21 protein-coding genes are annotated in these 25,191 nt (G+C 65.7%); 13 read left to right on the top strand and 8 right to left on the bottom strand.

Annotated features, from left to right (window positions below):
* Positions 1-150 precede the first annotated feature (150 nt).
* From AB3X98_RS17915 to AB3X98_RS17940, 6 genes are read right to left on the bottom strand one after another with little or no spacing between them, the layout of a single operon-like run.
* A complete protein-coding gene (locus tag AB3X98_RS17915; RefSeq protein WP_368602383.1) occupies positions 151-1,674 on the bottom strand; it encodes a response regulator in 1,524 nt (507 codons plus the stop codon).
* Complete coding sequence (locus tag AB3X98_RS17920) at positions 1,671-3,080, bottom strand: sensor histidine kinase (protein ID WP_368602384.1); 1,410 nt, start codon at positions 3,078-3,080, stop codon at positions 1,671-1,673. Before AB3X98_RS17920 ends, AB3X98_RS17915 begins: the two co-directional genes overlap by 4 nt.
* Entirely contained in the window at positions 3,073-4,200 is a 1,128-nt protein-coding gene (locus AB3X98_RS17925) for an ATP-binding protein (RefSeq protein WP_069265817.1), read from the bottom strand. The genes AB3X98_RS17920 and AB3X98_RS17925 overlap by 8 nt, the downstream gene beginning before the upstream one ends.
* Positions 4,185-4,610, bottom strand: a complete 426-nt coding sequence (locus AB3X98_RS17930; protein WP_069265818.1) for an ATP-binding protein — start codon at positions 4,608-4,610, stop codon at positions 4,185-4,187. The genes AB3X98_RS17925 and AB3X98_RS17930 overlap by 16 nt, the downstream gene beginning before the upstream one ends.
* 42 nt (positions 4,611-4,652) lie before the next feature.
* Complete coding sequence (locus tag AB3X98_RS17935) at positions 4,653-5,012, bottom strand: STAS domain-containing protein (protein WP_069265819.1); 360 nt, start codon at positions 5,010-5,012, stop codon at positions 4,653-4,655.
* Between the two features lie 40 nt (positions 5,013-5,052).
* Complete coding sequence (locus tag AB3X98_RS17940; RefSeq protein WP_342949037.1) at positions 5,053-5,919, bottom strand: STAS domain-containing protein; 867 nt, start codon at positions 5,917-5,919, stop codon at positions 5,053-5,055.
* 533 nt (positions 5,920-6,452) lie between these two features.
* Here AB3X98_RS17940 and AB3X98_RS17945 point away from each other — a divergent pair.
* The 7 genes from AB3X98_RS17945 to AB3X98_RS17975 all read left to right on the top strand — a co-directional run bounded on the left by AB3X98_RS17945 (position 6,453) and on the right by AB3X98_RS17975 (position 15,247).
* Complete coding sequence (locus AB3X98_RS17945) at positions 6,453-7,103, top strand: phospholipid-binding protein MlaC (protein WP_069265821.1); 651 nt, start codon at positions 6,453-6,455, stop codon at positions 7,101-7,103.
* A 170-nt stretch (positions 7,104-7,273) separates the two neighbouring features.
* Positions 7,274-9,229, top strand: a complete 1,956-nt coding sequence (locus AB3X98_RS17950; protein ID WP_342949036.1) for an AI-2E family transporter — start codon at positions 7,274-7,276, stop codon at positions 9,227-9,229.
* 84 nt (positions 9,230-9,313) lie between these two features.
* Complete coding sequence (locus AB3X98_RS17955) at positions 9,314-9,565, top strand: hypothetical protein (RefSeq protein WP_256094801.1); 252 nt, start codon at positions 9,314-9,316, stop codon at positions 9,563-9,565.
* Positions 9,566-9,929: 364 nt separating this feature from the next.
* Positions 9,930-10,670: a 3-ketoacyl-ACP reductase gene (locus tag AB3X98_RS17960; RefSeq protein WP_069265823.1), complete on the top strand. Its 741-nt coding sequence runs from the start codon at positions 9,930-9,932 to the stop codon at positions 10,668-10,670.
* Between the two features lie 221 nt (positions 10,671-10,891).
* A complete protein-coding gene (gene ligD, locus AB3X98_RS17965) occupies positions 10,892-13,408 on the top strand; it encodes a DNA ligase D (protein ID WP_368602385.1) in 2,517 nt (838 codons plus the stop codon).
* Between the two features lie 76 nt (positions 13,409-13,484).
* The gene (locus AB3X98_RS17970; protein ID WP_342949034.1) at positions 13,485-14,411 is read left to right on the top strand and encodes a Ku protein; all 927 of its coding nucleotides are present in this window, start codon (positions 13,485-13,487) and stop codon (positions 14,409-14,411) included.
* Positions 14,408-15,247, top strand: a complete 840-nt coding sequence (locus AB3X98_RS17975; protein WP_368602386.1) for a tetratricopeptide repeat protein — start codon at positions 14,408-14,410, stop codon at positions 15,245-15,247. The genes AB3X98_RS17970 and AB3X98_RS17975 overlap by 4 nt, the downstream gene beginning before the upstream one ends.
* 79 nt (positions 15,248-15,326) lie before the next feature.
* Here AB3X98_RS17975 and AB3X98_RS17980 read toward each other — a convergent pair whose 3' ends face one another.
* Both AB3X98_RS17980 and AB3X98_RS17985 read right to left on the bottom strand, forming a co-directional pair.
* Positions 15,327-16,187 (bottom strand): class I SAM-dependent methyltransferase, encoded by an 861-nt coding sequence (locus tag AB3X98_RS17980; protein WP_368602387.1) that lies wholly within the window; start codon positions 16,185-16,187, stop codon positions 15,327-15,329.
* 34 nt (positions 16,188-16,221) lie between these two features.
* Positions 16,222-17,205, bottom strand: a complete 984-nt coding sequence (locus AB3X98_RS17985; RefSeq protein ID WP_069265827.1) for a LysR substrate-binding domain-containing protein — start codon at positions 17,203-17,205, stop codon at positions 16,222-16,224.
* A 166-nt stretch (positions 17,206-17,371) separates the two neighbouring features.
* Between AB3X98_RS17985 and AB3X98_RS17990 the strand changes: the two genes are divergently transcribed.
* The 6 genes from AB3X98_RS17990 (at position 17,372) to araG (ending at position 25,165) form a co-directional block, all read left to right on the top strand.
* Entirely contained in the window at positions 17,372-19,123 is a 1,752-nt protein-coding gene (locus AB3X98_RS17990) for an IlvD/Edd family dehydratase (protein ID WP_069265828.1), read from the top strand.
* Positions 19,124-19,198: 75 nt separating this feature from the next.
* On the top strand, positions 19,199-20,554 hold the full coding sequence (locus AB3X98_RS17995; protein ID WP_368602388.1) for an MFS transporter: 1,356 nt from the start codon (positions 19,199-19,201) through the stop codon (positions 20,552-20,554).
* 40 nt (positions 20,555-20,594) lie between these two features.
* Positions 20,595-21,524 carry a dihydrodipicolinate synthase family protein gene (locus AB3X98_RS18000; RefSeq protein WP_069265830.1) on the top strand — a complete coding sequence of 310 codons (930 nt, stop codon included), beginning with the start codon at positions 20,595-20,597 and terminating at the stop codon, positions 21,522-21,524.
* Positions 21,525-21,580: 56 nt separating this feature from the next.
* Positions 21,581-22,510, top strand: coding sequence for a Gfo/Idh/MocA family protein (locus tag AB3X98_RS18005; RefSeq protein WP_069265831.1), 930 nt, complete (start codon positions 21,581-21,583; stop codon positions 22,508-22,510).
* A gap of 56 nt (positions 22,511-22,566) precedes the next feature.
* Positions 22,567-23,571, top strand: a complete 1,005-nt coding sequence (locus tag AB3X98_RS18010) for an arabinose ABC transporter substrate-binding protein (protein ID WP_069265832.1) — start codon at positions 22,567-22,569, stop codon at positions 23,569-23,571.
* 55 nt (positions 23,572-23,626) lie between these two features.
* Positions 23,627-25,165: an L-arabinose ABC transporter ATP-binding protein AraG gene (gene araG, locus AB3X98_RS18015; protein WP_368602389.1), complete on the top strand. Its 1,539-nt coding sequence runs from the start codon at positions 23,627-23,629 to the stop codon at positions 25,163-25,165.
* Positions 25,166-25,191 lie beyond the last annotated feature (26 nt).

Below are 25,191 nucleotides of genomic sequence, written 5' to 3' on the forward strand. Positions count from 1 at the left end.
GCTCTCCATGGCGGGTCGAGCGGGGGCGATGTCTGCAGTGTGGTGAGTGGGGGCGGGGCGGGCGAGGGGGATGCGACGAAGTGTGGGGAAACGGGCGCGAACGGGGCCTGGGTGGCGCGAACGGTCGGCGGGCGGACCGCGCGGCGCCACTCAATCCGGCGGCGCGTTGTCGATTTCCCGCAGAATCTCTTCGAACGGCGCGGGCTTGACGAGATGCCGGTCGAAGCCTGCCTCGCTCGCTGCCTGGCGGTCGCGCTCCTGGCCGTAGCCCGTCAGCGCGATCAATTGCACGTGCGCAGTGGCCGGCCCGGCGCGCAGCGCCTTCGCCAGCGCGTGACCGTCCATGCCGGGCAAGCCGATGTCGAGAATCGCGACGTTGGGCAGGAAGCTCTGCGCGAGCGCGAGTGCGCTCGGTCCGTCGTGCGCCACGCGCACCTCGTGGCCTTCGAGTTCCAGCAGCATGAGCAGCGAAGTAGCGGAATCGACGTTGTCGTCGGCGATCAGCACGCGGCGGCGCGGCGGCGCGATTTGTTCCCCTGCGCCCGGCGCTTCGTCGCGCGGCGCTTCGCACTGCGACGCCCGCGCGAGCGGCAGACGCACGACGAATTCCGAGCCGTGTCCAAGCCCGTCCGAATGGGCGCTCACCGAGCCGCCATGCAGTTCCGCGAGTTCGCGCACGAGTGCGAGGCCGATGCCGAGGCCGCCGTCGGCGCGCTTCACGGCTTCGCGCGACTGCATGAAGAGCTCGAACACGTAGGGCAGCTCGTCGGGCGCGATGCCGATGCCGTTGTCGCGCACGCGAATCAGGATCTCGTAGACGTCCTGTTCGAGCCGCAACGCGATCTGGCCGCCTTCGACCGTGTACTTCGCGGCGTTGGAAAGCAGGTTGCTCATGATCTGCGCCACGCGTATCGCGTCGCCGGTCACATGGCACGGCTCGCAGTCGATCTCGACCGTGAGCGTTTGCGATTTCGCGTCGAGGAAGGGCCGGCTCGTTTCCACGGCGGTCTGGACGATCTCGCGCAGGTCGAGCGTGCTCATCTGCAGCGCGATCTTGCCGTGCGAGATGCGCGAGACGTCGAGCAGGTCGTCGACGAGGCGGCCGAGATGCTCGACCTGGCGGCTCGCGATCTGCCGCGCGTCGGCGCGCATGACATCGCTCGCGCCATGGCGCGGGTCGAGTAGCGCGATGGCGTTGCGAATCGGCGCGAGCGGATTGCGCAGTTCGTGCGCAAGTGTCGCGAGGAAGCGGTCCTTGCGGCGGTCGGCGTCGCGCAGCGCTTTTTCGGCCGCGTAGAGGCGCAGGAGCGCGCGCACGTTCGCCACCAGCTCGGCGGGCTCGACGGGCTCGGTGAGGTAGCTGTCGGCGCCGCCGTCGAGCGCGAGAATCTTGTCGCGCGTCTGCACCGCGGCGGCGGAGGTCTGCAGCACGAGCGTGGAGTTCGTTTCCGGGTCTGCCTTGATGAGGCGGCACACTTCGATGCCGCTGATGTCGGGCAGCTTGACGTCGAGCAGCACGATCGCAGGCGCCTGTTCGCGCACGGCTTCGAGCGCGGCCTGGCCCGTCGCGGCTTCGATCACGGCGTAGCCGGCGTGGCGCAGCACGCGCGACTTCACGTAGCGCGCGCCTTCGTTGTCGTCGACGTTGAGGATCAGCGTGGCCTGCGCGTTCATGGCGCCGCGTCCCCGGAGGTCTCGGGTTCGTCCTCGACGGACGTCGCGAGGCACACCGGCACGTTCAGGCGGAACGTCGAGCCCACGCCGGGCTCGCTTTCCACGCCCACTTCGCCGCCCAGCAGCGCCGCAAGCTTGCGGCACAGCGGCAGGCCAAGACCCGTTCCCTTCACGCGCTGCTGGAGGCGGTTCTGCACCTGGCCGAACTCCTCGAAAATGATCTGGTGGTGTTCGGGAGCAATTCCGATGCCCGTGTCCGCGACGAAGAAGGTGATGCGCGCTTCGTCGCCGTCGCCGGGCATGCACTGGGCGCCCACGCGAATCTGCCCGCGCTCGGTGTACTTGAGCGCGTTCGAGACGAAATTGCGCAGGATCTGCGTGAGTTTGGGTTCGTCGGTGTAAAGCTGCGGCAGGCCTGCCGTGGAACCGAACTCGAGCGTGACCTCCGGCGTATCGAGCAGCGGCATGAGCATGGTGCGCAGCGCGGCGAAGAGGTCGGCGGCATCGAACCACGTGGGCACGACTTCGGTCTTGCCGGCTTCGATCTTCGCGAGGTCGAGCAGGTCGTTCACGGTCTCGCCCAGGCTTTCCGCCGACGAAAGAATCAGCTTGACTTGGCGTTCCTGCTCCACGCTCAGGTCGCCATCGAGCCGGTTGAGCAGCAGGTTGGCGAGCGCGCGGATCGAACTGAGCGGTGTGCGCAATTCGTGGCTCATGTTCGAGAGAAAGCGCGTCTTCATCATGTCGGCGCGGCGCAACTCCTCGGCGCGCTCGTCGAGTTCGGCGTAGAGCGCCACCACGCCGCGGTTGGTCGCCTCCAGCTCCTGCGTGAGGCGCGAGAGTTCTTCCTGGCGTTCGCGCAGTTCGTCGAGCGCCGTCACGAGTTCGCGGTTCTGCTGCTGCAGTTCTTCGAGGGAGTCGCCGTGTACGCCTTCCTGCGGACTGCGTGCGGCGAGTTCGTGCACGATGCGCTCGAGTTCCGGGCCGCTCGCCTCGCCGCGCTCGTGCGGCAAGTCGCGCGTCATGGTGACGGTCGTGCCGCCAGTCGACGAACGAATCTCGAAGCGGTCCATGAGGCGGCGGCTGCCCGTGATGCCGAGGCCCATGCCGCCCGGCGAGCGATAAGTGCCGTCGAGCACGGCTTCGAGTTCGCGCACGCCGGGGCCCTGGTCGCTGACCTGCACGGCGAGCGCTTCGCGCGGCCGCGCGCCTTCCAGCGCGAAGGCGACTTCGCCGCCGCCCGCATATTCGAACGCGTTGCGGGCGATTTCGGAGACGGCGCTCGCAATGCGCGTCTGGTCGAGCGGCGAGAAGCCGAGTCCGGCGGCCAGCTCGCGCGCGCGGCGACGCGCGGCGACGACGTCCTGGGCGGTTTGCAGCCGGATGCGCAGCAGGGGCTTATTCATGATTCAACTGTACTCCGGGGCGGGCGCGCACGACGACGACGGTGGCGTCGTCGCGCCGGCGCGCGAAGTCTCGGTAGAGGACGGCCGCGATCACGGCGGCGGGCTGGTTGGCGAGGCCGGGCCAGGCGGCGAGGTCCCAGCGGGTGCCGATGCCGTCCGAATGCAGGACGAGCAGCGCGTTCTCGCTCCACGTCAGCTCGAACTCCTGGGTGCCGCGCATCGTGTGGCCCACGATGCCGTTGCGCGAGACGAGCTGGTAGCACTCGCGCGCGGGTGGTGTGCCTGCGCCGGCGGAGCGCTGCGCGTGGCCGGTTGAAGCGCGGTTATCGATGGGGCGGCCCGCGCCATACGCGACCGCCGAGATGTTGCCCGTGCCGCAAAACGCGAGCGCGCCGCGCGCCAGATCGATGCGCACGAGCGCGAGCGCCGCGCCGCGCGTGGGGCGCAGGGCCGCGTGCGAGAGTTCCATGAGTGCGGCGGGCGCGAGGCCGGCGCGGCGGCGCAGCACGTCGAGCGCGGCCACGGCGGCCACGTGGGCTTCGGCACCGTGGCCGAGCCCATCGGCGAGTGCGAGCGTGAGGCCGCTCTGGTCGGCCTGCGCCTGCCAGCCGTCGCCGCAGACTTCCTCGCCGGGGTAAGGCACGCAGACCCCGCCGATCTCGGGTCGGGTGAATGCCGCGAGCGCTGCGTTGACGCCGCTTTTCTGCACGAGCACGCGCAACACCGTGCCCGCGCCCGGCTGCGAGTAAATGGCGAACTGGTTCGAGAGCCGCCGGATCGCGCCGAGCCCGGTGCCGGGCGTCCCGGTCGTGGAGTGGCCGTCGGCGAGGGCGATGCCCACGTCGGCCATGCCGGGGCCGCTGTCGAGCGCGATCAGCTCCACCGCGCCCTCCAGCGCGCGCACGAGCAGTTCGCCGTGGCCGGCATGCTTGAGGATATTGGTGGCCGCTTCCGTGAGCACGATCGCGAGGCGGCCGGCGTCGGTCTCGCTGAGCGCCGCAAAGCGCGCGGCTTCGCTGGCGCCGCGGCGTGCAAAGGCGACGCCGCTGGCGTCGCCGATCTCGAAGGAGCGGTGGGTGCCGCCGGCAGAACCGGCCGCGCCGTCTAGCGTACTTTCCATTTCGTGATGGTGACCGTTGTACCGCTGCCCGGAGTCGATTCGATCGTGAACTCGTCGCACAGTCGCCGCGAGCCGCCGAGGCCGAGTCCCAGGCCATTGCCGCTCGTGAAGCCGTCCTGCAGCGCGCGCCCGATATCAGCAATACCCGGACCCTGATCGACGAACGAGAGCCGCAGTCCCACGCGCACGCCTTTTTCCAGCACGTCGAGCCGCGCATCGCCGCCGCCGCCATGCTGCAGCGTGTTGCGTGCGAGCTCGCTCGCCGCCGTCACGAACTTGGTCTGTTCGATGAGCGAGAAACCCTGCGCGATCGCGGCGTCGCGCACGATCTGTCGCAGCCGGACGATTTCCTCGTCCGATCTCAGGCTCACCTGGGCCGCAAGCCTTCCGGTCGTGTCGTTGCTATTCATGATTGAACGCAAGAGACGTGCTAGCTAACGGAGTCATCGGACTCAACGGAGCTGCCGCTGCTTGAGCAGCGCCATGCCTTTTTCGACGTTCAGCGCGGTGCGCACGCCCGACAGCGTGAGACCGAGCTCGACCAGCGTGATCGCGACGGACGGCTGCATGCCGACAACCACGGTCTGCGCGTCGAGCACCATCGCCATGGCGGCCGTGTTGCTGATCATGCGGCCGATGAACGAGTCGACCACGTCGAGCGTCGAGATGTCGATCAGCACGCCCTTGGCCGACTCTTTCACGATGCGCTCGGTAAGGTCGTCCTGCAGTGCGATCGCGAGGCGGTCGTGCATGTCCACCTGGATCGTGACGATCAGGCAGTCGCCGAGGCGCAGAATCGGAATGCGTTCCATCGTGTGCGGTTCCCCGTGCTTCAGTGGCGCTGAGTGGCGTTCAGGTCGTGGCCTTCGGCGAGATGATGGTCGCGCCGATGCGCTGCAACGCGATGACGAAGGCGTCGGCGAGCGTGGACTTGGTCGTGACGTTGGTGAGATCGACGCCCAGATGCACGATGGTCTGCGCGATCTGCGGGCGGATGCCGCTGATGATGCAGTCCGCGCCCATGAGGCGCGCGGCGGCCACGGTCTTGAGCAGATGCTGCGCGACGAGCGTGTCGACGGTGGGCACGCCCGTGATGTCGATGATCGCGAGGCCCGCACCCGTGTCGACGATCTTCTGCAGCAGGCTCTCCATGACGACCTGGGTGCGCGCGGAATCGAGCGTGCCGATGAGCGGCAGCGCGAGGATGCCTTCCCAAAGCTGCACGACGGGCGTGGAAAGCTCGAGCAGTTCTTCCTGCTGGCGCGCGATGATCGCTTCGCGGCTCTTCTGGAAAATGTCGGTGGTGTAGATGCCGAAGCCATCGAGCAGCAGGTTGACCTGCCAGCTCACATGGGCAAGCTCGGCGGCGTTGTTCGCATACGCCTCGCGCAGCCGCGCATAGAGCGGCTCCTTGAACGAGAACACGAAGGTGGCCGTCTCGACAGGCGTGTAGCCCTGACGTGCGCGATGCGCCGACATGTCCGCGAGGAATGCGCGCACCGGCTCCCAGTCCGGGCTGCCCGAATCGAAGGTTCCGGTGTTTGGCAGCGTGTCGAGAAAGACATTCAGGAACGCCGAAAACTGCTCGCGAATTTCCCCCTCCATCGCAAGGCCGCGGCGCAGCGCGATCGGCAGATGCAGGCGCAGCCATTCCGCGAGCAGCGTGTCGCGATGCTGGCCGAGGATGTCCGCAATGCGAACCTGTTCCGGTGTGTTCATGCGATCTCCTGAGCGATGGGGCCACGCCTCCTTTCGGGACGAACCGCTGAACCTTGCACCCTCGTATCGATTCGATCCCAATTGCATGGCAATTGAACCGATTACGCGGTCAGTCAAGGCGAGCGAACGGGCGGGCGTGGGGCTGCATGCGTTTTTCGTGCCCGCTGGTCCGCGCAACGACTGCTGGGCCTGCAGCGCGCGGCACCATCCGCTTTGCCATGACGCGCTTGTAGTTTTTTCAGGGCGGTCGTTATGTGCAGCTGAGTGAGCCTTGTTTTCGGGTGGCCCGCTATGTCATGGAATGGTATGTAACTTGCTTTACCGTAGCGCCTTTCGGGCTGGAGGCGTTCCTCGGAAGCCGGTGCGCGGGCTCGCACGCCCCGCGCGTGAAGGCATGAACGCACGAGCCGCACAGCGATCCGACCGGACCCCGCCCGACCCGCTAGACTGAGCGCTGGCGTGCGCTTGCGCGAAGCGTGCGGTTTGTCGATTTCGCGCCCGCTCGCCTCTCCCGCCATTGCCCAGAGATATCGATGACCAGGTTATTCCGCATGACCGCGCTGCTTGCGTGGTGTCTGTCGTTCCTGCCCGCTACGGCGGCATTCGCTCAATCGGCCCAGGTGGACCAGTCGGACCCGCAGGCGCTCATCAAGACCGCCACGCAGCAGATCCTCGACGAAGTCCGCACGAAGGCCATCGCGCCCGACGATATCGCGCGCATCCAGGATATCGTCAACCGCGACATTCTTCCGTACGTCGATTTTCGCCGCACCACGCGCCTCGCCATGGGGCCGCACTGGCGCACCACGACGCCCGAGCAACAAGCGCAGATCGAGCAGCAGTTCCAGCTGCTGCTGATCCATCTCTACTCGGGCGCCATCGCGCAACTCAAGCCTGACCAGAAGATCGAGTACCCGCCCATGCGCAGTTCGCCAGGAGATACCGACGTCGTCGTGCGCACGCTCGCGCAGACCAGCAGCAATCCGGTTGAAATCGATTACCGCCTGTACAAGACGCCGCAGGGCTGGCGCCTTTATGACCTGAACGTGCTCGGTGCGTGGCTGATCCAGACCTATCGCCAGCAGTTCAACGAGAAGATCCAGCAGGGCGGCGTGGACGGGCTCATCCAGTTCCTGACCGCGCGCAACCAGGAGCTCGTCACGGGCAAGACGCAGACGCAGTGACGTGCGGTTTTTGCGTCCGCCTCTCGCGACCTGCGAAAATCTGGACGGCTGTGCCTCACGTATGGAGGCGCTGTACCATTTCCAGGTGCGCCTCGTGCGTATAGATGGGCCGTGCGCTTGCCCGAGCCCGCGCGGCCCCGATGTTTCTTTTTTTGCCGATCCGATCCGACATGAATTTCCCGCTGCCGCCGCAGGGCCGACGCAACCGGGTGTTTCCGCCAAGCCCGCCGACGCTGCACAGCCTCGCCTCCGTCATTACCGGCGTGGTCGTGGTGTGCGGCCTGTACTTTGGGCGTGCGGTGCTGATTCCCATTACGCTCTCGGTGCTGCTGAGCTTTCTGCTGGCGCCGCTCGTGACCACGCTGCGGCGCTTTCATCTGCCACAGTTCCTCGCCATCCTCGTTGCGGTGCTTTCCACCGTGCTCGCGCTTGCCGGTGTGGGCGCGCTGATCGCCGCGCAGGTCTACCAGCTTTCCGCCTCCCTGCCGCAGTACCAGGAAGAGATCGAGCAGAAAGTGCAAACGGTGCAGGAAAAAACCGTAGGCCGCGCCGATTCGCTGATGTCGCGAGCCGCCACCGCGCTGCAGCGTGTGACGCCCACGCCGCCGCCCGCGCCGCCGCAGCCGCGCGGGCGCGCGGCGCGCAATCAGCCGCAGCAGCCCATGCCCGTGGAGATCCATAATCCCGCCCCCACGCCGCTTACGCTCGCGCAAAAGGCGCTCGCCCCAGCTATCGCGCCGCTCGAGACGACCTTCATCGTGCTGGTGGTGACGATCTTCATCCTGTTCCAGCGCGAGGATCTGCGCGACCGGCTCATCAGCGTGTTCGGCTCAGACGACCTGCACCGCACCACAACCGCCATCAACGACGCCTCGCAGCGGCTCTCGCGCTACTTCGTCGCGCAAGTCGGCGTGAACGTCACGGTGGGCGGCGTGATCGCGCTGGGGCTGGCGGGCATCGGCGTGCCGGGCGCGCTGTTGTTCGGCGCGGTGGCGGCGCTCATGCGCTTCGTGCCGTACATCGGCATCTGGATCGCCGCGATCATGGCGACGATCGTCGCCGCGGCCACGCAGCCGCAGTGGACCATGGGCGTCACGACGCTGATCTTCTTCATCGTCGTGGACGTGGTGGCGGGTCAGTTCGCCGAGCCGATGGTCTATGGCAAGCGCTCGGGCCTTTCGCCGCTGGCCGTGGTAGTGGCGGCGATCTTCTGGAGCTGGCTGTGGGGGCCCGTGGGGCTGGTGCTTTCCACGCCGCTCACGCTGTGCATCGTCACGCTGGGCCGCTATGTGGACCGGCTGAACTTCCTCACGATCCTGCTCGGCGACCAGCCCGCGCTCACGCCGGCGCAAACCTGCTACCAGCGCCTGCTCGCCGACGATCCTCATGAAGCGCTGCTGCAGGCGGACCGGCTGCTCACGAGCATGCCGCTCATCGACTACTACGAGCAGGTGGTGTTCGAGGGCCTGCGCTTCGCGCGCAACGACGCCTTGCGCGGCGTGCTGCCCGGCGAGCAGGTCGCACGCATCAACCAGGCGCTGCTCGATATCGTCGAGGATCTCGAATCCGTGGACGATTCTCGCCACACCGCAGCCGAGGAGGAGAGCGCCAGGAAGTCCGTCGAAGGCGCGGACGAAGGCGCCAAGGTAATCGAGTTCACGCTCTCGCCGGACGCGGGCGAGGTGCTCTGCGTACCCGGACGCGGCGCGTTCGACGACGTGGCGGTGGCGATCGTCGGCCAGTTGCTCATGCGGCGCAACATTCCCTGCACGGCTACCACCTACGACGAAGTGCGCGCCACGCGCGGGGCCATGATCGACGAGCGCTCGCCGGCCATCTGCCTGGTGTCGCTCGATGCGCCCGAGTCGGCGCCGTACCTGCGCAATCTCGTGCGGCGCCTGCGCGAGCGTGCGCCCGACGCGACCATCGTGGTGGGCATCGGCGCGGCGCTGCGCGACGACGGCGCAGGCATTGCCGACGACCCCGGCACGCTCTTCCCGACCTCGCTGCGCAACCTCGTGGAGGAATGCGGCGCGGCGCTCGTGCCGGCTCACACGCCGCAAAGCGAAAAGAGGGCGGCAGCACCGGATATGCAGGATCAATATAGTGCGGGAGCGAAATTGTGACAGTCATGCCCGTGTCACATTAAGGCTCGAATATATGCGGCCCTGTGCCCCTGGTTGCGGCATGAAAGTTACTGGGAGACGACATTGCTGAGCCCTAAGGAATTCGCCACGCTGATGCTGGTCCGCCATTCGCCGGACCAGATCGACATGAATCGCCAGGAACTGGACACGCTGCTCGAGCGTCAGCTGGTTGCGCTCGAGCATTGGACGGAAGGCCACCGCCGGCTGTCGCTCACGATTGCCGGCCGCTCGCTGCTCGAAGCCGTGGGGCGGCTGGAATACGTGACGGGTTTGCCCGAGGGGTATGGCAACGAGCGCCTCGCCGCCGGCCTTTGATGCTTGTCTGATTCTCCCGCAGTGAACCTGCGCGCGGCCCGGCCTCGAATGGAGCCGGGCCGTATCTTTATGCAAAACACATTTCCCCGCTTGCATTTACTGAGGCATGCCAGGTAATTGTGTGCTTTTGCCCACGCCCGCAGGCGTGATCGTCTTGTGTCCCCCAAAGGGCGCTGCTACGCTGAGTCGGTTCTCCGGCGGTATCGAGCGAAGGCCGGCGCACGCTGTCTTACGGAAGGATTGCGGCAGGCGTTTTCCTGTACGGGTATTTCCCCATCGCCCGGCTTGGTGGCGCTCGTCAAACTGACTCCATCCTCCAGAGTCTTTCCCAACTCACCTACCCCCTAAAGCAAAAGGAGGATCTATGGCAAAGCGTATTGCCTACGTGACCGGCGGCATGGGCGGCATCGGAACGGCCATCTGCCAGCGTCTGCACAAGGATGGCTACACGGTGGTCGCGGGCTGCGGCCCGAACTCGCAGCGCAAGGCGCGCTGGCTCGACGAGCAGAAGGCGCTGGGCTACGAGTTCGTCGCGTCCGAAGGCAACGTGGCCGACTGGGACTCCACGGCTGCCGCGTTCGAGAAGGTGAAGAAGGACGTCGGCGAGATCGACATCCTCGTCAACAACGCCGGCATCACGCGCGACGTCGTGTTCCGCAAGATGACGCACGAAGACTGGATCGCGGTGATCGACACCAATCTCACGAGCCTCTTCAACGTGACCAAGCAGGTGATCGACGGCATGATCGAGCGGGGCTTTGGGCGGGTGATCAATATTTCGTCGGTCAACGGGCAGAAAGGCCAGTTCGGTCAGACGAATTACTCTACGGCCAAGGCCGGCATTCACGGCTTCACCATGGCGCTCGCGCAGGAAGTGGCGACCAAGGGCGTGACGGTCAACACCGTTTCTCCCGGCTATATCGGCACGGACATGGTGAAGGCGGTGAAGCCCGAAGTGCTCTCGAAGATCGTCGACAGCATTCCGGTGCGGCGCCTCGGCGAGCCGCAGGAAATTGCCTCGATCGTGGCGTGGCTCGCGTCCGACGAAGCAGGTTTCTCGACCGGCGCGGACTTCTCGCTCAACGGCGGCCTGCACATGAGCTGAGCATTGCCGCGGCTTCTTGCGCGGTGCTTGTGAGCACAACGAAGTGATCTGGCGGGAGCGGCGAAATGCCGGCTCCCGCCTCGTATTTGGGGGCGCCGGTTTTGTGCTGGGTCTGGAATCGGCGTCCGGCGACCGCAGCGCAGGACACGTGAGGCAGGCGCGCTCGCGCCACGCGTTCCACTTGCGACGCACCAGGCGAGAGTTCTTCCTAGACTATCGTCATGGCCTCGACCCGCGACCGCAATCCGTCATCACCGCCGCTTTCCCGCTACGGAAAAAAGCGGGATTTCAGTGTCACGCCTGAACCGGCGCCGCCGGCTGCCAGTTCGCCCGTTGAAAATGGACATCTGGGCTTCGTCGTGCAGAAGCACTGGGCGAGCCGGCTGCACTACGACTTCCGGCTCGAACTCGACGGGGTATTGCTCTCATGGGCCGTACCCAAAGGTCCGTGTTACGACCCGAAGGAAAAACGGATGGCCATTCACGTGGAGGACCATCCTGCCGACTACGCGGGTTTTGAAGGCACGATTCCGGCAAAGCAATACGGCGCCGGCGACGTGATCGTCTGGGACCGTGGCACCTGGGAACCCGTCGGTGATCCGCGTGAGGGGATGACTGCGGGCAAGCTGGTCTTCCGTCTCCACGGCGAAAAACTTGCCGGACTCTGGGAGCTGGTCCGCATATCGAAGCCCGGCGACAGGCAAGACCAGTGGATGCTGTTCAAGAAGCGCGATGCCTGGGCGCAGCCGCTTGCCGAATACGATGTCATCAAGGCGCTTCCCGATAGCGTGACGGCGAAGCCGCTCGGGCTCATCGAGGAACGTGCGCCGCGGGCAGCGAGGCCGGCGCGCAGCGAATCGTCGGAGATCGACCTTTGCGCGGCGGTGTCTGCTCCGTTGCCTGCCAGGCTCGAGCCCCAACTCGCGACCCTGGCGCCATCACTTCCCACAAGCGGTGATTGGGTAACGGAAGCCAAGCTCGACGGCTATCGCATGCTGTCCCGCGTCGCCAAAGGCCGTGTGCGACTCATCACACGAGGCGGTCATGACTGGACAGCGAGGTTTCCCGCGCTTGCAGCAGAGGTCGAGGCGCTTGCGCTCAACAGCGCGTGGCTGGATGGCGAAATCACCGTCCTCAAAAACGGCCTTCCCAGTTTCGCTGCGTTGCAAGATGCGATAGACGGCAACGCGAATCAAGACATCGTCTACTTCCTGTTCGACCTGGTGTACCTCGACGGGAAAGACCTCAGGAAGGTGCCGCTGTGGTCGAGGCGCATGCTGCTCGCGCAGCTTCTTCACGATGCCGGTGGGCATATCCGGTTCAGCGAGGACTTCGAGGCGCCCCCTACCCAACTGTTCGAGGCCGCCTCGGGCCTAGGCCTGGAAGGCCTCATGCTCAAGCGCCGCGACGCGCCTTATGAGTCGGGGCGGACCCAGACGTGGCTCAAGGCAAAATCCCGGCTCCGGCAGGAACTGGTCATCTGCGGGTTCACGGCCCGAGGCGGCAAAGACGGGGAGATTGGCAGCCTGTTGCTTGGCTATTACGCAGACGGCAGGCTTCGCGACGCTGGAAGCGTCGGCACCGGCTGGGACGCCAGGATCGCGCGGGACCTGTGGGCGCGGCTGACGCCCCTCGAAGTCGATGCGGCACCCTTTGAAGTCGACGTCGCGAGGTCGCGCCGGTGGGCCCGGCGCTCGGCCGGCAGTGAGCGGTGGGTTCGCCCTGAACTCGTCGCAGAGGTCGAATTCGCGGACTGGACCGCCGATGGCGTCATCCGGCAGGCCTCGTTCAGAGGTCTGCGCATCGACAAGCCGCCAGGCGGCGTCGTCCGGGAGGGGGGGAAGACGCAGGCGCCGGAGCCGCAACTGAAGCTGAAAATCACGCATCCGGAACGCGTCGTCGACCCATCGACGGGTGTCACGAAGGCGGACCTCGTGCGCTACTACGCGAGTATCGCGGAGCGGATGCTGCCTCACCTGAAGGCCCGGCCCATTGCGATGGTTCGCGCGCCCGCAGGCATCGCCGAAGACCTGTTCTTTCAGAAGCATGCCGAGAGAACAGGCATGCCCGGATTGTCGGCTCACGACCGCAGTCTCTGGCCGAATCATCCGCCCCTCTTGAGCGTCGACACGGTCGATGCGCTGCTGTCGGCGGCACAGATGAACGCCGTCGAGTTTCACACCTGGAATTCGACCGTTCGACGACTCGACAAGCCCGACAGGGTCATCTTCGACCTGGACCCAGGCGAGGGCGTGAAATGGGGACGCGTTCAGGAAGCGGCGCTGCTGGTTCAAACGTTGTTGTCGGAACTGGGGCTGCACGCCTGGCTGAAGACGAGCGGCGGAAAGGGCTTGCACGTCGTCGTGCCGCTCGCGCCGCGGCTGGACTACGATGCGGTCAAGTCGTTCTCTCAGGCATTCGTGCGGCATCTGGCGAAGACGATTCCCGAGCGCTTTTCGGCGACCGCCGGGGCTTCGAACCGGGTCGGAAAGGTCTATGTCGACTACTTGCGCAACGGCAAGGCACAGACCACCGCTGCGGCATTTTCCGCGCGTGCGCGACCCGGGATGGGCGTCTCGATGCCGGTCGCCTGGGAGCAGTTGAATGACCTCAAGAGCGGGGCGCAGTGGACCGTACAAACGGCCCGCGAGTATCTGAGCTTCCAGCAGCAGGACCCGTGGGCCGATTACTGGTCGGGGTCGCAATCGTTGGCACCGGCGATAAAGCGCCTAAAATGAAACGACCGCCAGTCGGCGGCGGCACGCGCTTTGCGTGAGCGACGTGCCGAACCTGCAAATCCGCGAGGAGAAGTCCATGCCCGCCCGCTCAATTGCTTCCCTGACGCTGTCCTTCGGGCTCGTTTCGATTCCGGTGAAGCTCTATACCGCTACCGAGAGTTCGTCCGACATCCGGTTCCACATGCTGGCGCCCGACGGCTCGCGCGTGAAGCAGCAATACGTCTCCGAGAAGACGGGCGATGTCGTCGAGCGCTCGAGCATGAACAAGGGCTACGAATTCGAAAAGGACCGCTTCGTGGTCTTCACCACCGACGAGCTAAAGGCGCTGGAAGACGCTGCGAGCCATGTCGTCGAAATCATGGCCTTCATCCCGGAAGAGGCGATCAACCCGGTCTTCTACGACAAGGCCTACTACATTGCACCCGACAAGCGCGGCGGCAAGCCGTATAGCCTCTTGCAGCAGGCGCTCGTGCAGAGCGGTCGCTGCGCGTTGGCGAAATGGGCGTCGAAAGGACGGACGCGGATCGTGCAGGTGCGCCCCGAAGAAGATGGACTCGTCTTTCAGCAACTGCTGTACGCCGACGAGGTTCGCTCGCTGGCTGATCTCCATGTCGAACATGTCGACGTATCCGATACCGAGATGAAACTCGCGCTGCAGATTATCGAGCAGGGCTCCGAGGACAATTACGACCCGACTGCGTACGAAGACGAAGAGAAGAAGCGCATCCTCGCAGCCATCGACGAAAAGATCGCAGGCAAGCAGGTCGTCGTTCACGAGGCTCGCGAAGAGCTTGCGGGTGGCGGACAGGTTATCGACCTGATGGATGCATTGCGGGCGAGTTTGAAGGGTGGCGCGAAAGCGAAGGCCGCTCCGGCGCCCAAGCGTAGCAAGAGCGCGGAGCCCGTTACCGAACTGCCTGTCGCGCCCAGGACGCGCAAGCCGCCGGCGCGTGCCGCCAAGGCGCCCGCTGAAGCGCCTGCCAGGGTGCGGGCACGCAAGTGACGCCACAAGTCGCCGCGCGCGAAATTTCGATGCGCGAGTTGCAGGCCATGCTGGGCGTTTCCCGGAGGGTGGTATCGGGCCTCATTGCTGCAGGATTCGTGAACCCGTCACGCGGACCGCGAAACGCCTACCGCTTCACGTTCCAGGACGTCGTGCTGCTGCGTACGGCGTTGCAGCTGCGCGATGCGCGTATTCCACCGCGCAAGATCATCATGGCGCTCACGCGGCTCAGAGACGAGTTGCCCGATCAGTTACCGCTTACGGGGATTCGCGTATCGGCAGTCGGCAACGACGTGGCCGTGCGAACGGGTCCTTCGCAGTGGGATGCCGCCACCGGTCAGTTCCTGCTGGATTTCGAAGTGGCGCAGATCAAGGGCGATGTCGTGTTTCTCGACTCGGCGCCTGCGCAAAAGAATCTCGCGCATCAGGCGCAGGAGTGGTACGACCTCGGCGAACAGTTGAGAGCATCCGATGTAAACGGCGCTGAACGGGCGTACAAGAAGGCTATCGCGCTATCGCCGCAACCTTTTTATCCTGCCTACGTTGACCTGGGCGCGCTGCTGTGTGAACTCGAATCCCGGTGCGAAGATGCGCTGCATGTATTCGATGAGGCGTTGGCTCACTTTCCCGACGATGCCGTGTTGCACTTCAATCGCGCGATTGCGTTCGAGGAGCTGGGACGCTTCGAAGACGCCGAGCGAAGTTATATGCGCTGCCTCGAACTCGACCCGTCGTACGCGGATGCTCACCACAATCTGGCCATGCTGCTCGAAAGACGCGGCGACCCGCAGGGTTTGGTTCGTCATTTGAGCGCGTATCGACGGTTGACTACCTAAACCGTGCAGAAGGTGGCAAGTGGGCCAGAATGCGTGCAGAAACTCAGCTTTCCCCCGCACAGACCGCGACAACCCCGCCTCAAACCGTCGCCACCAGAATCGACTCCCCGCTAGCCGGCCTCAGCCCATCGCTTCGTCCTGCGAAGTAAAGTGCGGTGAGATCCGCGGTCGAAACATGACGCGCATTGCGCAACCCGGCCTCGCTTGCCAGCGCAAGCATCTCATCGGGCGCGAAAAAGCTCACGAACGGCGTACCCGCCGCCTTCGCGCGTTCATACACGGCGGCATGCTGCGAGCGCTCGGGCTCGTCGATGAGTTCGAGCGGCAGGAGGAAGGTCATGACGAGCGTCGAGCCCGGTGCGAGTTGCGCGATCTGCCGCAGCGTCGCGAGGTTCGCCTCGCGCGTGAGATACATGGAAACGCCCGTCGAGGCGATCACCGCGGGACTCGCGCCGTCGAACCCAGCCGCGGCGAGCCGTTCCCTCCACGTCTCGCCGGCTTCGAAATCCACCGGCACGAAGCGCAGCCACGCCTGCTCGCGATACCCCAGCTCCATGAGCCGCTGACGCTTCCATGTCTGCGTGCCCGGCTTGTCCACTTCGTACACGTGCAGGCGCGAGGCGATTTCGGGGTGGCGCTGGGCGAACGTGTCGAGTCCCGCGCCGAGAAGCACGTACTGGCGGGCGAGCCCGTTAGCGGTCTGTTCGGCAACAAGGTCTTCGACAAAGCGCGCGCGCCCGACGATCGAGGCACGATAACCGCGCGTCCCTTCAGGGTGCATATCGGGCCGCTCGCGCCAGTTCGACTCCGGCGCGGCGATCTGCATGCCGGTTTCGTCTTCGAGCACGTGGGGCGCATCGTCGACCTGGACGTGCAGCGCGCGCCACAGCGCGACGCGAATGGCGGTGCTGTCGGGAGCGGCGGGATGGCTGGCGGGCATGGTTCGGTCCTCTCGCGCGGGTTTCGTCGCACGATTATCGCGCGCCTGGCTCGCGGCCGTGTGTCCCGTAGATGTCGGCGCTCACCTGCCGCAACGCCTCGATCATCACGCTCGCCGCGGGCGTGAGGAGGCCGTCCGCGCGCGTGATGATGCCGAAGTCGTCCATCTGGCAATCCATCGGCACGGGCAGGATCGCGACCATGCCGTGCGCCGCGTAGTAGCGCGCCACGTCCTCGGTGAGCACGGCGATCATGTCGCTTTGCTCCAGCACGCGCGTGATGAACAGCAGCGCGGGTGTCTCGACCACGTTCGATGGGGGCGCGAGGCTCGCGCGCTGGAACATCAGCTCGAAGCGGTGGCGCAGCACGCTGCCAACGGGCGGCACGACCCACGTGGCGCGCGCGATGTCGGCGAGCGCGATCGGTCGGGCTTCGTCCTGCGCCGCCACGAGCATGGGGTGCCCCGGCCGGACCACGGCGCACACGGGCTCGCCCGCGAGCGGTTCGTAACGCAACTGGAGCTTGTCGTGCTCGGCGGACAGGCGGCCCAGCACCACGTCGAGCTTGTCTTGCGCCAGGTGTTCGAGCAGCACGTTGCTGGCGTCGATCTCCACGGAGACGCGCAGGTTCGCATGCGTGCGCTTGACCGCCGCAACGGCCGCCGGCAGCACGCGCACGCCCGGCGAGGTGATCGCGCCCACCGCCACGTGGCCAAGGCGCCCGGCCTTGAGCGCGCTCAGCTCCTCCTGCGCCTGGTCCAGGCTGCCGAGCACGGCGCGCGCGTGGCGGATCAGCGCGTCGCCGTACAGCGTGGGCCGCATGCCGCGCGGCATGCGTTCGAACAGCACCGCACCGAGCATGTCTTCGAGCTCGCGCAGGAGCTTCGAGGCGGCGGGCTGCGTCATGTTCAGCGCCGCCGCCGCGCGGTGAATGTTACCTTCCTCCGCCAGCGCCACGACGAGGAGCAATTGCCGCGTTTTCAGCCGCGTGCGCACGTACCAGGGGCTCGTATCGAGCATGTCTCCGCCTGATTTCCCAAATAGTTTTAGGTGTTTATACCAATGCCGATTTCGATATCGGAAGCGTCCATTATTTCATTAGGAGGTTATCAGACTTCTCCGTAGACTGTCCCGAATCCATCGCTCTATGCAATCGGCGAACTACTCGCTCTACACAACGAACACGATGTCGGATACCAAACCCAAACTGCGCTCCCAACAGTGGTTCGGCACCACGGACAAGAACGGCTTCATGTACCGAAGCTGGATGAAGAATCAAGGCATTCCCGATCACGAATTCGATGGTCGCCCGATCATCGGCATCTGCAACACCTGGTCGGAACTCACGCCCTGCAATGCGCATTTCCGCAAGCTCGCCGAGCACGTGAAGCGCGGCATTTATGAAGCGGGCGGCTTCCCCGTCGAATTCCCGGTGTTCTCGAACGGCGAATCGAACCTGCGTCCCTCGGCCATGCTCACGCGCAATCTCGCCTCCATGGACGTGGAAGAGGCGATTCGCGGCAACCCCATCGACGCCGTCGTGCTGCTGTGCGGCTGTGACAAGACCACGCCCGCGCTGCTGATGGGCGCGGCGAGCGTGGACGTGCCCGCCATCGTCGTGACCGGCGGCCCGATGCTCAACGGCAAGCACGAAGGCCGTGACATCGGCTCCGGCACGGTCGTCTGGAGGCTGCACGAGGAGCTGAAGGCGGGCGAGATCAACCTGCATCAGTTCCTTTCGGCCGAAGCGGGCATGTCGCGCTCGGCGGGCACCTGCAACACCATGGGCACTGCCTCGACGATGGCCTGCATGGCCGAATCGCTCGGCGTTTCGCTGCCGCACAACGCCGCGATTCCCGCCGTCGATTCGCGCCGCTACGTGCTCGCGCACATGTCGGGCATCCGCATCGTACAGATGGCGCTGGAAGACCTGAAGCTCTCGAAGGTCCTCACGCGTGAAGCGTTCGAGAACGCCATCCGCACCAACGCCGCGATTGGCGGCTCGACCAACGCCGTGATTCACCTGAAGGCGATTGCCGGGCGCATCGGCGTCGATCTCGAACTGGAAGACTGGCAGCGCATTGGCCGCAACACGCCGACCATCGTCGATCTGCAGCCGTCGGGCCGCTTCCTGATGGAAGAGTTCTATTACGCGGGCGGCCTGCCGGCGGTGCTGCGCCGGCTCGGCGAAGCGAACCTCCTGCCGCATCCCAATGCGCTCACGGTCAACGGCAAGTCCATCTGGGACAACGTGCGCGAGGCGCCCAATTACAACGATGAAGTGATCCGTCAACTCGATAACCCATTGATCGCAGACGGCGGCATCTGTATCCTGCGCGGCAATCTCGCGCCGCGCGGCGCCGTGCTCAAGCCTTCGGCGGCCACGCCCGAGCTGCTCAAGCATCGGGGCCGCGCCGTGGTGTTCGAAAACTTCGACCACTACAAGGCGACGATCGCCGACGAGTCGCTCGATGTCGACAAGGACTCCATCCTCGTGATGAAGAACTGCGGCCCGCGCGGCTACCCCGGCATGGCCGAGGTCGGCAACATGGGCCTGCCGCCCAAGCTGCTGCGCCAGGGCGTGAAGGACATGGTGCGCATTTCCGATGCGCGCATGAGCGGCACGGCTTACGGCACGGTGGTCCTGCACGTGGCGCCCGAAGCGGCGGCGGGCGGGCCGCTCGCGGCGGTGCGCAACGGCGACTGGATCGAGCTGGACTGCGAATCGGGCCGCCTGCATCTGGACATCAGCGACGAGGAACTCGCGCGCCGTCTGAGCGATGTCGATCCGGCGGCCGCGCCCGGCGTGGCGGAGCAGCTGGGCAAGGGCGGTTATGCGCGCCTTTACGTCGATCACGTGCTGCAGGCCGACGAGGGTTGCGACCTCGACTTCCTCGTGGGCAAGCGCGGGGCGGCGGTGCCGCGGCATTCGCACTGAGCGGTTGACGCAATGAGCCAGGGCGCGCCGGCGCCCTGAGCGCAGCAAAAGAGAAGAAACGAGCCTGGAGACACGATGACGAACCCGCAGGTGCTGCAACACGAAAGCCCCGCTGCAATGGTAAGCGCCAGCAGCGAGGAAAAGCACATCGTCGGCCATATCGCGCGCCGGCTGCTGCCTTTTCTCGCGCTGATCTATGTGGTGGCGTACGTCGATCGCACCGTGGTCGGCTTCGCGAAGCTGCACATGAACGCGGCCGTGGGCCTGTCCGACGCCGCCTACGGCCTGGGCGCGGGCCTCTTCTTCATCGGTTATTTCCTCTGCGAAGTGCCGAGCAATCTCGCGCTCGCGCGCTTCGGCGCGCGCGTGTGGTTCGCGCGCATCCTCTTCACGTGGGGCGTGATCACGATGCTGATGGCGCTCGTGAGCGGCCCGAAGAGCTTTTACGCGTTGCGCTTTCTGCTGGGCGCGGCGGAGGCCGGGCTCTATCCCGGCATTCTGTATTTCCTCACGCAGTGGTTCCCCATGCGCCACCGCGCGCGCGTGATCGGCCTGCTCGTGCTCGCGCAGCCCATCGCCGGCATCGTCACGGGCCCGATCGCGGGCGCGCTGCTCGAAACGCACGGCTTTTTCGGCATGTCGAGCTGGCAGACGCTCTTCGTCGTGAGCGGCCTGCCTGCCGTGCTGCTGTGCATTCCCACGCTGCGTCTGTTGCCCGAATCGCCCGCGCATGCCCGCTGGCTCGACGACACTGAGCGCCGCTGGATCGCGCGCGAACTTGCCGCCGACCAGCGCACCTACTGCCTCGACACGCATCGCAACCCATTCAGCGCGCTCAAGGACCGCCGCGTGCTGCTGCTTGCGCTGCTGTTCCTGCCGTTTCCGCTGTGCATCTATGGTTTGTCGCTCTGGTTGCCTACCATTATCAAGGCGTTCGGCGTGAGCGATTCCATGGCGGGCCTGCTTTCCGCGGTGCCGTATCTGTTCGCGGTGGTGGGCTTGCTGATCGTGCCGCGCCATTCGGACAAGCATCGCGAACGCTACGGCCACATCGTCGTGGTCTCGGGCGTCGCGGCGCTGACGATGGCCGCGAGCGCGTGGTTTCACGCGCCGGCGCTGCAACTGCTGTTCATCTGCCTGACCGCTTTTTCGATCTACTCGATTCAGGCCGTGGTCTGGGCGCTGCCCGGCGAGTTCCTCACCGGCGCGAGCGCGGCCGTGGGGATCGCGACGATCAACTCGCTCGCGAATCTCGGCGGCTATCTCGGCCCCTATGGCATCGGGCTCATCAAGGACGCGACGGGCAGCCTGGCGGCCGGGCTTTACTTTCTCGCGGCCACGCTGGTGTTCGCGGTGCTCGTGACGTTCGCCGTGCGCGCGGTGCTGCGCACGCCTCGCCGCAGCACGGGAGAGCTGGCGAGCGAATCGTGAAGGCGCGGCCTGACACTCTTTCTCAAGCAGGACTGAAGACATGACTACGAGCCGTACGCCCCGATTCAGGGGCATTTTCCCCGTCGTGCCGACCACGTTCACCGAAACGGGCGAACTGGATCTGGCAAGCCAGAAGCGCGCCGTCGATTTCATGATCGACGCGGGCTCGGACGGCCTGTGCATTCTCGCGAACTTCTCGGAGCAGTTCTCGCTCTCCGACGACGAGCGCGAAGTCATCACGCGTACCGTGCTCGAGCACGTGGCAGGCCGCGTGCCCGTGATCGTGACGACCACGCACTACGGCACGCCGGTTGCCGCCGCACGCAGCAAGCGCGCGCAGGAGCAGGGCGCGGCGATGGTGATGCTCATGCCGCCGTACCACGGCGCGACCTTCCGCGTGCCCGAGCAGCAGATTTACGACTTCTACGCGCGCGTGTCCGATGCGATCGACATTCCGATCATGATCCAGGACGCGCCTGCGAGCGGCACGGTGCTCTCCGCCCCGTTCCTCGCGCGCATGGCGCGCGAGATCGAGCAGGTTTCGTACTTCAAGATCGAAACGCCGGGCGCGGCAAACAAGCTGCGCGAGCTGATCAAGCTGGCGGGCGAGGCCGTCGAAGGCCCGTGGGACGGCGAAGAGGCTATTACGTTGCTCGCGGACCTGAACGCCGGCGCGACCGGCTCGATGACGGGCGGCGGCTTCCCGGACGGTATTCGCCCGATTATCGTAGCCCACCGCGAAGGCCGCACCGACGACGCATTCGCGCTCTACCAGAAGTGGCTGCCGCTCATCAATCACGAAAACCGCCAGGCGGGCATGCTCGCCTGCAAGTCGCTGATGAAGGAAGGCGGCGTAATCGAGTGCGAACTGCCGCGCCACCCGCTGCCCGCGATGCATCCCGCGACGCGCGCCGAACTGATCGACATTGCGCGCCGCCTCGATCCGCTCGTGTTGCGCTGGGGTAAATAAATCATTCGTCATGCAGAATAAAAAATCTCCCTGAAAAGAAGGGGCGGAGATACGTCATGAAAGCGTCCTATACGTTGGGTATCGTCGGCGTGGGCAAGATTGCGCGCGACCAGCATCTGCCCGCCATCGCGGGCAATCCCGGCTTCGAACTCGTCGCGAGCGCGAGCCGCAACGCGCAGGTCGAGAACGTGCGCAACTACAAGGACATCGGTGCGCTGCTGGCCGCCGAGTCCGATCTCGACGCGGTGTCGCTGTGCGCGCCGCCGCAGGTGCGCTACGCGCAGGCGCGCGCCGCGCTCGAAGCGGGCAAGCACGTCATGCTCGAAAAGCCGCCTGGCGCGAGCGTGAGCGAAGTCGAGGCGCTGCGCGAACTCGCGCAAAAGCGCGGCCGCACGCTGTTCACCACGTGGCATTCGCGTTGCGCGAGCGCCGTCGAACCCGCGCGCGCGTGGCTCGCCGAGCGCACCATTCGCGCCGTGCACGTGCGCTGGAAGGAAGACGTGCGCCGCTGGCATCCGGGTCAGCAGTGGATCTGGGAACCGGGCGGCTTGGGCGTGTTCGATCCGGGCATCAACGCGCTTTCCATCGTCACGCGCATCCTGCCGCGCGAAGTGCTGCTGCAGGGCGCGACGCTGCATGTGCCGAGCGATTGCTCGACGCCGATCGCAGCCGAACTCGATTGCATCGACACCGATGGCGTGCCCGTGCGCGCCGAGTTCGACTGGCGCCACGGTCCGGTCGAGCAATGGGAAATCGATGTGGAGACCACGGACGGCCTGCTCTCGATCGCGCAAGGCGGCAAGCGCCTCGCGATTGCGGGCGAGCCGGTCGCGCTCGACGCGGAACGGGAATATGCGGCGCTCTATGAGCGTTTTCACTGGTTGATCGCCCACGGCACCGACGACGTGGACGTGCGCCCGCTGCGCCTCGTGGCGGACGCGTTCCTGCTCGGCAGGCACGTCGAAGTCGAGGCCTTCGGGCATTAAAGACGCTTCTTTCAAGCATTACACACGCAGCACACCACACCTGAGGAGACAGGAGCATGACCAGCAAGATCCGCCGTTTGACCCTTCGTGCCGCATTCGCGGCGATGTGCATCGCCCCGCTCGGGATGAACGTGGCGGCGCACGCCGACTCGCCCGTGAAGATCGGCTTCCTCGTGAAGATGCCGGAACAGGCATGGTTCATCAACGAGCAGAAGGCCGCTACGGCACTCGGCCAGAAAGAGAACTTCTCGGTGGTGAACATCGGCACGCCGGACGGCGAGAAGGTGCTCGCCGCGATCGACAACCTCGGCGCGCAAGGCGCACAAGGCTTCGTGATCTGCGCGCCGGACGTGCGTCTCGGACCGGCCATCCAGGCGCGCGCCAAGCGCTACAACATGAAGTTCGTGACGGTGGACGACCAGCTCGTCGACTCGTCGGGCAAGCCGATCGCCAGCGTGCCGCACCTCGGCATGTCGGCGCTCAAGATCGGCAATCAGGTCGGCCAGGCGATCACCGACGAAATGAAGCGCCGCGGCTGGAAGCCGGAAGAAGTGGGTGCGCTGCGTATCACCGACTATGAACTGCCCACGGCGAAGCTGCGCACGGACGGCGCGACGCAATCGCTGCTGGCTGGCGGCTTCAAGAAGGAAAACATCTTCGACGCCCCGCAAAAGACCACCGACGACGAAGGTGGCTTCAATGCGGCGTCGCCGGTGCTCGCCCAGCATCCGAACATCAAGAAGTGGGTGGTGTTCGCGCTCAACGAGGAAAGCGTGCTGGGCGCCGTGCGCGCGACCGAACAGCTGCACATTCCGTCGGCCGACGTGATCGGCGTGGGCATCAACGGCGCAGGCGAAGCGTTCGCCGAGTTCCAGAAGAAGCAGCCTACGGGCTTCTACGGCACGATCGCCGTGAGCTCGACGAACCACGGCAAGGAAAGCGCCGAGAACCTCGTCGAGTGGATCCGCGACGGCAAGCAGCCGGCCGCCGACACGCAGACCACCGGCAAGCTGATGACGCGCGACAACTGGACGGCCGTGCGCAGCGAGCTGGGTATCTAAGGACTGCGTAGAAGACTGAGGCGAAGCAAAGGGCAGGGATGCAATGACTGAAACGATGACTGATGCGAACGCGCAAGCGAACGCGGTGAAGGGCGCTCAACAGGGGAATCGCGCGTACCTGGAGCTCGACGGCATTACCGTGAGCTTCCCGGGCGTGCGTGCGCTCGACCGCGTGGCGCTGGAAGTGCGTGCCGGCGAAGTGCACGGCTTGATGGGCGAGAACGGCGCGGGCAAATCCACGCTGCTCAAGGTGCTCTCGGGCGTGAACCAGCCGCAGGAAGGCACGCTCGAGCTGAATGGCGTGGAGCACCGCTTCACGACCACGAAGGCGGCGCTCGAAGCGGGTATCGCGATCATCTATCAGGAACTGCATCTCGTGCCCGAGCTGACGGTGGCGGAAAACCTGATGCTCGGGCAGTTGCCCAATCGACTCGGCGTGCTCGACGACGGCACGCTCGTCAAGCGCGCGATGGATGAACTCAAGCGGCTTGGCGAGCGCATCGATCCGCGCACGCCGGTGAAGAATCTCTCCATCGGCCAGCGCCAGATGATCGAGATCGGCAAGGCGCTCATGCGCGACGCGCGCGTGATCGCCTTCGACGAACCGACCAGCTCGCTCTCGGCGCGCGAGACGGAGAACCTCTTTCGCATCATCAACGCGCTGCGAGCGGATGGCCGCGCGATCATCTACGTCACGCACCGCATGGACGAAGTCTATGAGCTCTGCGACCGCGTGACGGTGTTCCGCGACGGCAAGCGCATCGAGACGTTCGACTCGGTGGCCGATCTCGACCGCAATCGCCTCATTGCGGCGATGGTGGGCCGCTCGATCGAGGACGTGTACGGCTATCGTCCGCGCCAGGCGGGAGACGTGCTGATCGAAGCGAAGGGCCTGTTGGGTCCCGGCCTGGCCGAGCCGGTATCGTTTACGGCGCGGCGCGGCGAAATCGTCGGCTTCTTCGGGCTCGTGGGCGCCGGGCGCTCGGAACTCATGAAGCTGATTTACGGCGCGACGCGCGCCAGCGCGGGGCATGTCGAACTCGACGGCAAGCGCGTCAATTTCGCGAGCCCCCGCGACGCCGTGCGCGCGGGCCTCGCACTATGCCCCGAGGACCGCAAGCAGGAAGGCATCGTCGCGATCGCCTCGGTGGCCGACAACCTGAACATCAGCGCGCGCCGCCACTTCAGCCCCGCGCGCTTCCTCCTCGACGCGCGGCGCGAGCGCGATCTCGCGCAGGACTACATCAAGAAGCTCGCGATCAAGACGCGCAACGGCGACACGGCCATCGGCACGCTCTCGGGCGGCAACCAGCAGAAGGTGATTCTGTCGCGCTGGCTCGCCGAGCGCATCGAGGTGTTCCTGATGGACGAGCCCACGCGCGGCATCGACGTGGGCGCGCGCGCCGAGATCTACAACCTGCTGTACGAGCTCGCCGAAGCGGGCAAGACCGTGATCATGGTGTCGAGCGACCTGGCCGAAGTGATCGGCGTGTCGGACCGCATCATCGTCATGCGCGAAGGCCGGATTGCCGGCAGCCTGCCGAAGGCCGAAGCTTCGCCCGACGAACTGATCAAGATGGCGCTGCCGCGCTGAAATCCTTTTTGTAACGATGAACCAGA

Origin of the sequence: Paraburkholderia sp. BR14312 (assembly GCF_040948675.1) — a bacterium.
Classification (GTDB): Bacteria; Pseudomonadota; Gammaproteobacteria; order Burkholderiales; family Burkholderiaceae; genus Paraburkholderia; species Paraburkholderia nodosa_A.

Bases quoted from the DNA above. Each gene is read 5' to 3' on its own strand.
- AB3X98_RS17915 (WP_368602383.1), bottom strand. From the start codon at position 1,674: ATGAACGCGCAGGCCACGCTGATCCTCAACGTCGACGACAACGAAGGC.
- AB3X98_RS17920 (WP_368602384.1), bottom strand. From the start codon at position 3,080: ATGAATAAGCCCCTGCTGCGCATCCGGCTGCAAACCGCCCAGGACGTC.
- AB3X98_RS17925 (WP_069265817.1), bottom strand. From the start codon at position 4,200: ATGGAAAGTACGCTAGACGGCGCGGCCGGTTCTGCCGGCGGCACCCAC.
- AB3X98_RS17930 (WP_069265818.1), bottom strand. From the start codon at position 4,610: ATGAATAGCAACGACACGACCGGAAGGCTTGCGGCCCAGGTGAGCCTG.
- AB3X98_RS17935 (WP_069265819.1), bottom strand. From the start codon at position 5,012: ATGGAACGCATTCCGATTCTGCGCCTCGGCGACTGCCTGATCGTCACG.
- AB3X98_RS17940 (WP_342949037.1), bottom strand. From the start codon at position 5,919: ATGAACACACCGGAACAGGTTCGCATTGCGGACATCCTCGGCCAGCAT.
- AB3X98_RS17945 (WP_069265821.1), top strand. From the start codon at position 6,453: ATGACCAGGTTATTCCGCATGACCGCGCTGCTTGCGTGGTGTCTGTCG.
- AB3X98_RS17950 (WP_342949036.1), top strand. From the start codon at position 7,274: ATGAATTTCCCGCTGCCGCCGCAGGGCCGACGCAACCGGGTGTTTCCG.
- AB3X98_RS17960 (WP_069265823.1), top strand. From the start codon at position 9,930: ATGGCAAAGCGTATTGCCTACGTGACCGGCGGCATGGGCGGCATCGGA.
- ligD (WP_368602385.1), top strand. From the start codon at position 10,892: ATGGCCTCGACCCGCGACCGCAATCCGTCATCACCGCCGCTTTCCCGC.
- AB3X98_RS17970 (WP_342949034.1), top strand. From the start codon at position 13,485: ATGCCCGCCCGCTCAATTGCTTCCCTGACGCTGTCCTTCGGGCTCGTT.
- AB3X98_RS17980 (WP_368602387.1), bottom strand. From the start codon at position 16,187: ATGCCCGCCAGCCATCCCGCCGCTCCCGACAGCACCGCCATTCGCGTC.
- AB3X98_RS17985 (WP_069265827.1), bottom strand. From the start codon at position 17,205: ATGCTCGATACGAGCCCCTGGTACGTGCGCACGCGGCTGAAAACGCGG.
- AB3X98_RS17990 (WP_069265828.1), top strand. From the start codon at position 17,372: ATGTCGGATACCAAACCCAAACTGCGCTCCCAACAGTGGTTCGGCACC.
- AB3X98_RS17995 (WP_368602388.1), top strand. From the start codon at position 19,199: ATGACGAACCCGCAGGTGCTGCAACACGAAAGCCCCGCTGCAATGGTA.
- AB3X98_RS18000 (WP_069265830.1), top strand. From the start codon at position 20,595: ATGACTACGAGCCGTACGCCCCGATTCAGGGGCATTTTCCCCGTCGTG.
- AB3X98_RS18005 (WP_069265831.1), top strand. From the start codon at position 21,581: ATGAAAGCGTCCTATACGTTGGGTATCGTCGGCGTGGGCAAGATTGCG.
- AB3X98_RS18010 (WP_069265832.1), top strand. From the start codon at position 22,567: ATGACCAGCAAGATCCGCCGTTTGACCCTTCGTGCCGCATTCGCGGCG.
- araG (WP_368602389.1), top strand. From the start codon at position 23,627: ATGACTGATGCGAACGCGCAAGCGAACGCGGTGAAGGGCGCTCAACAG.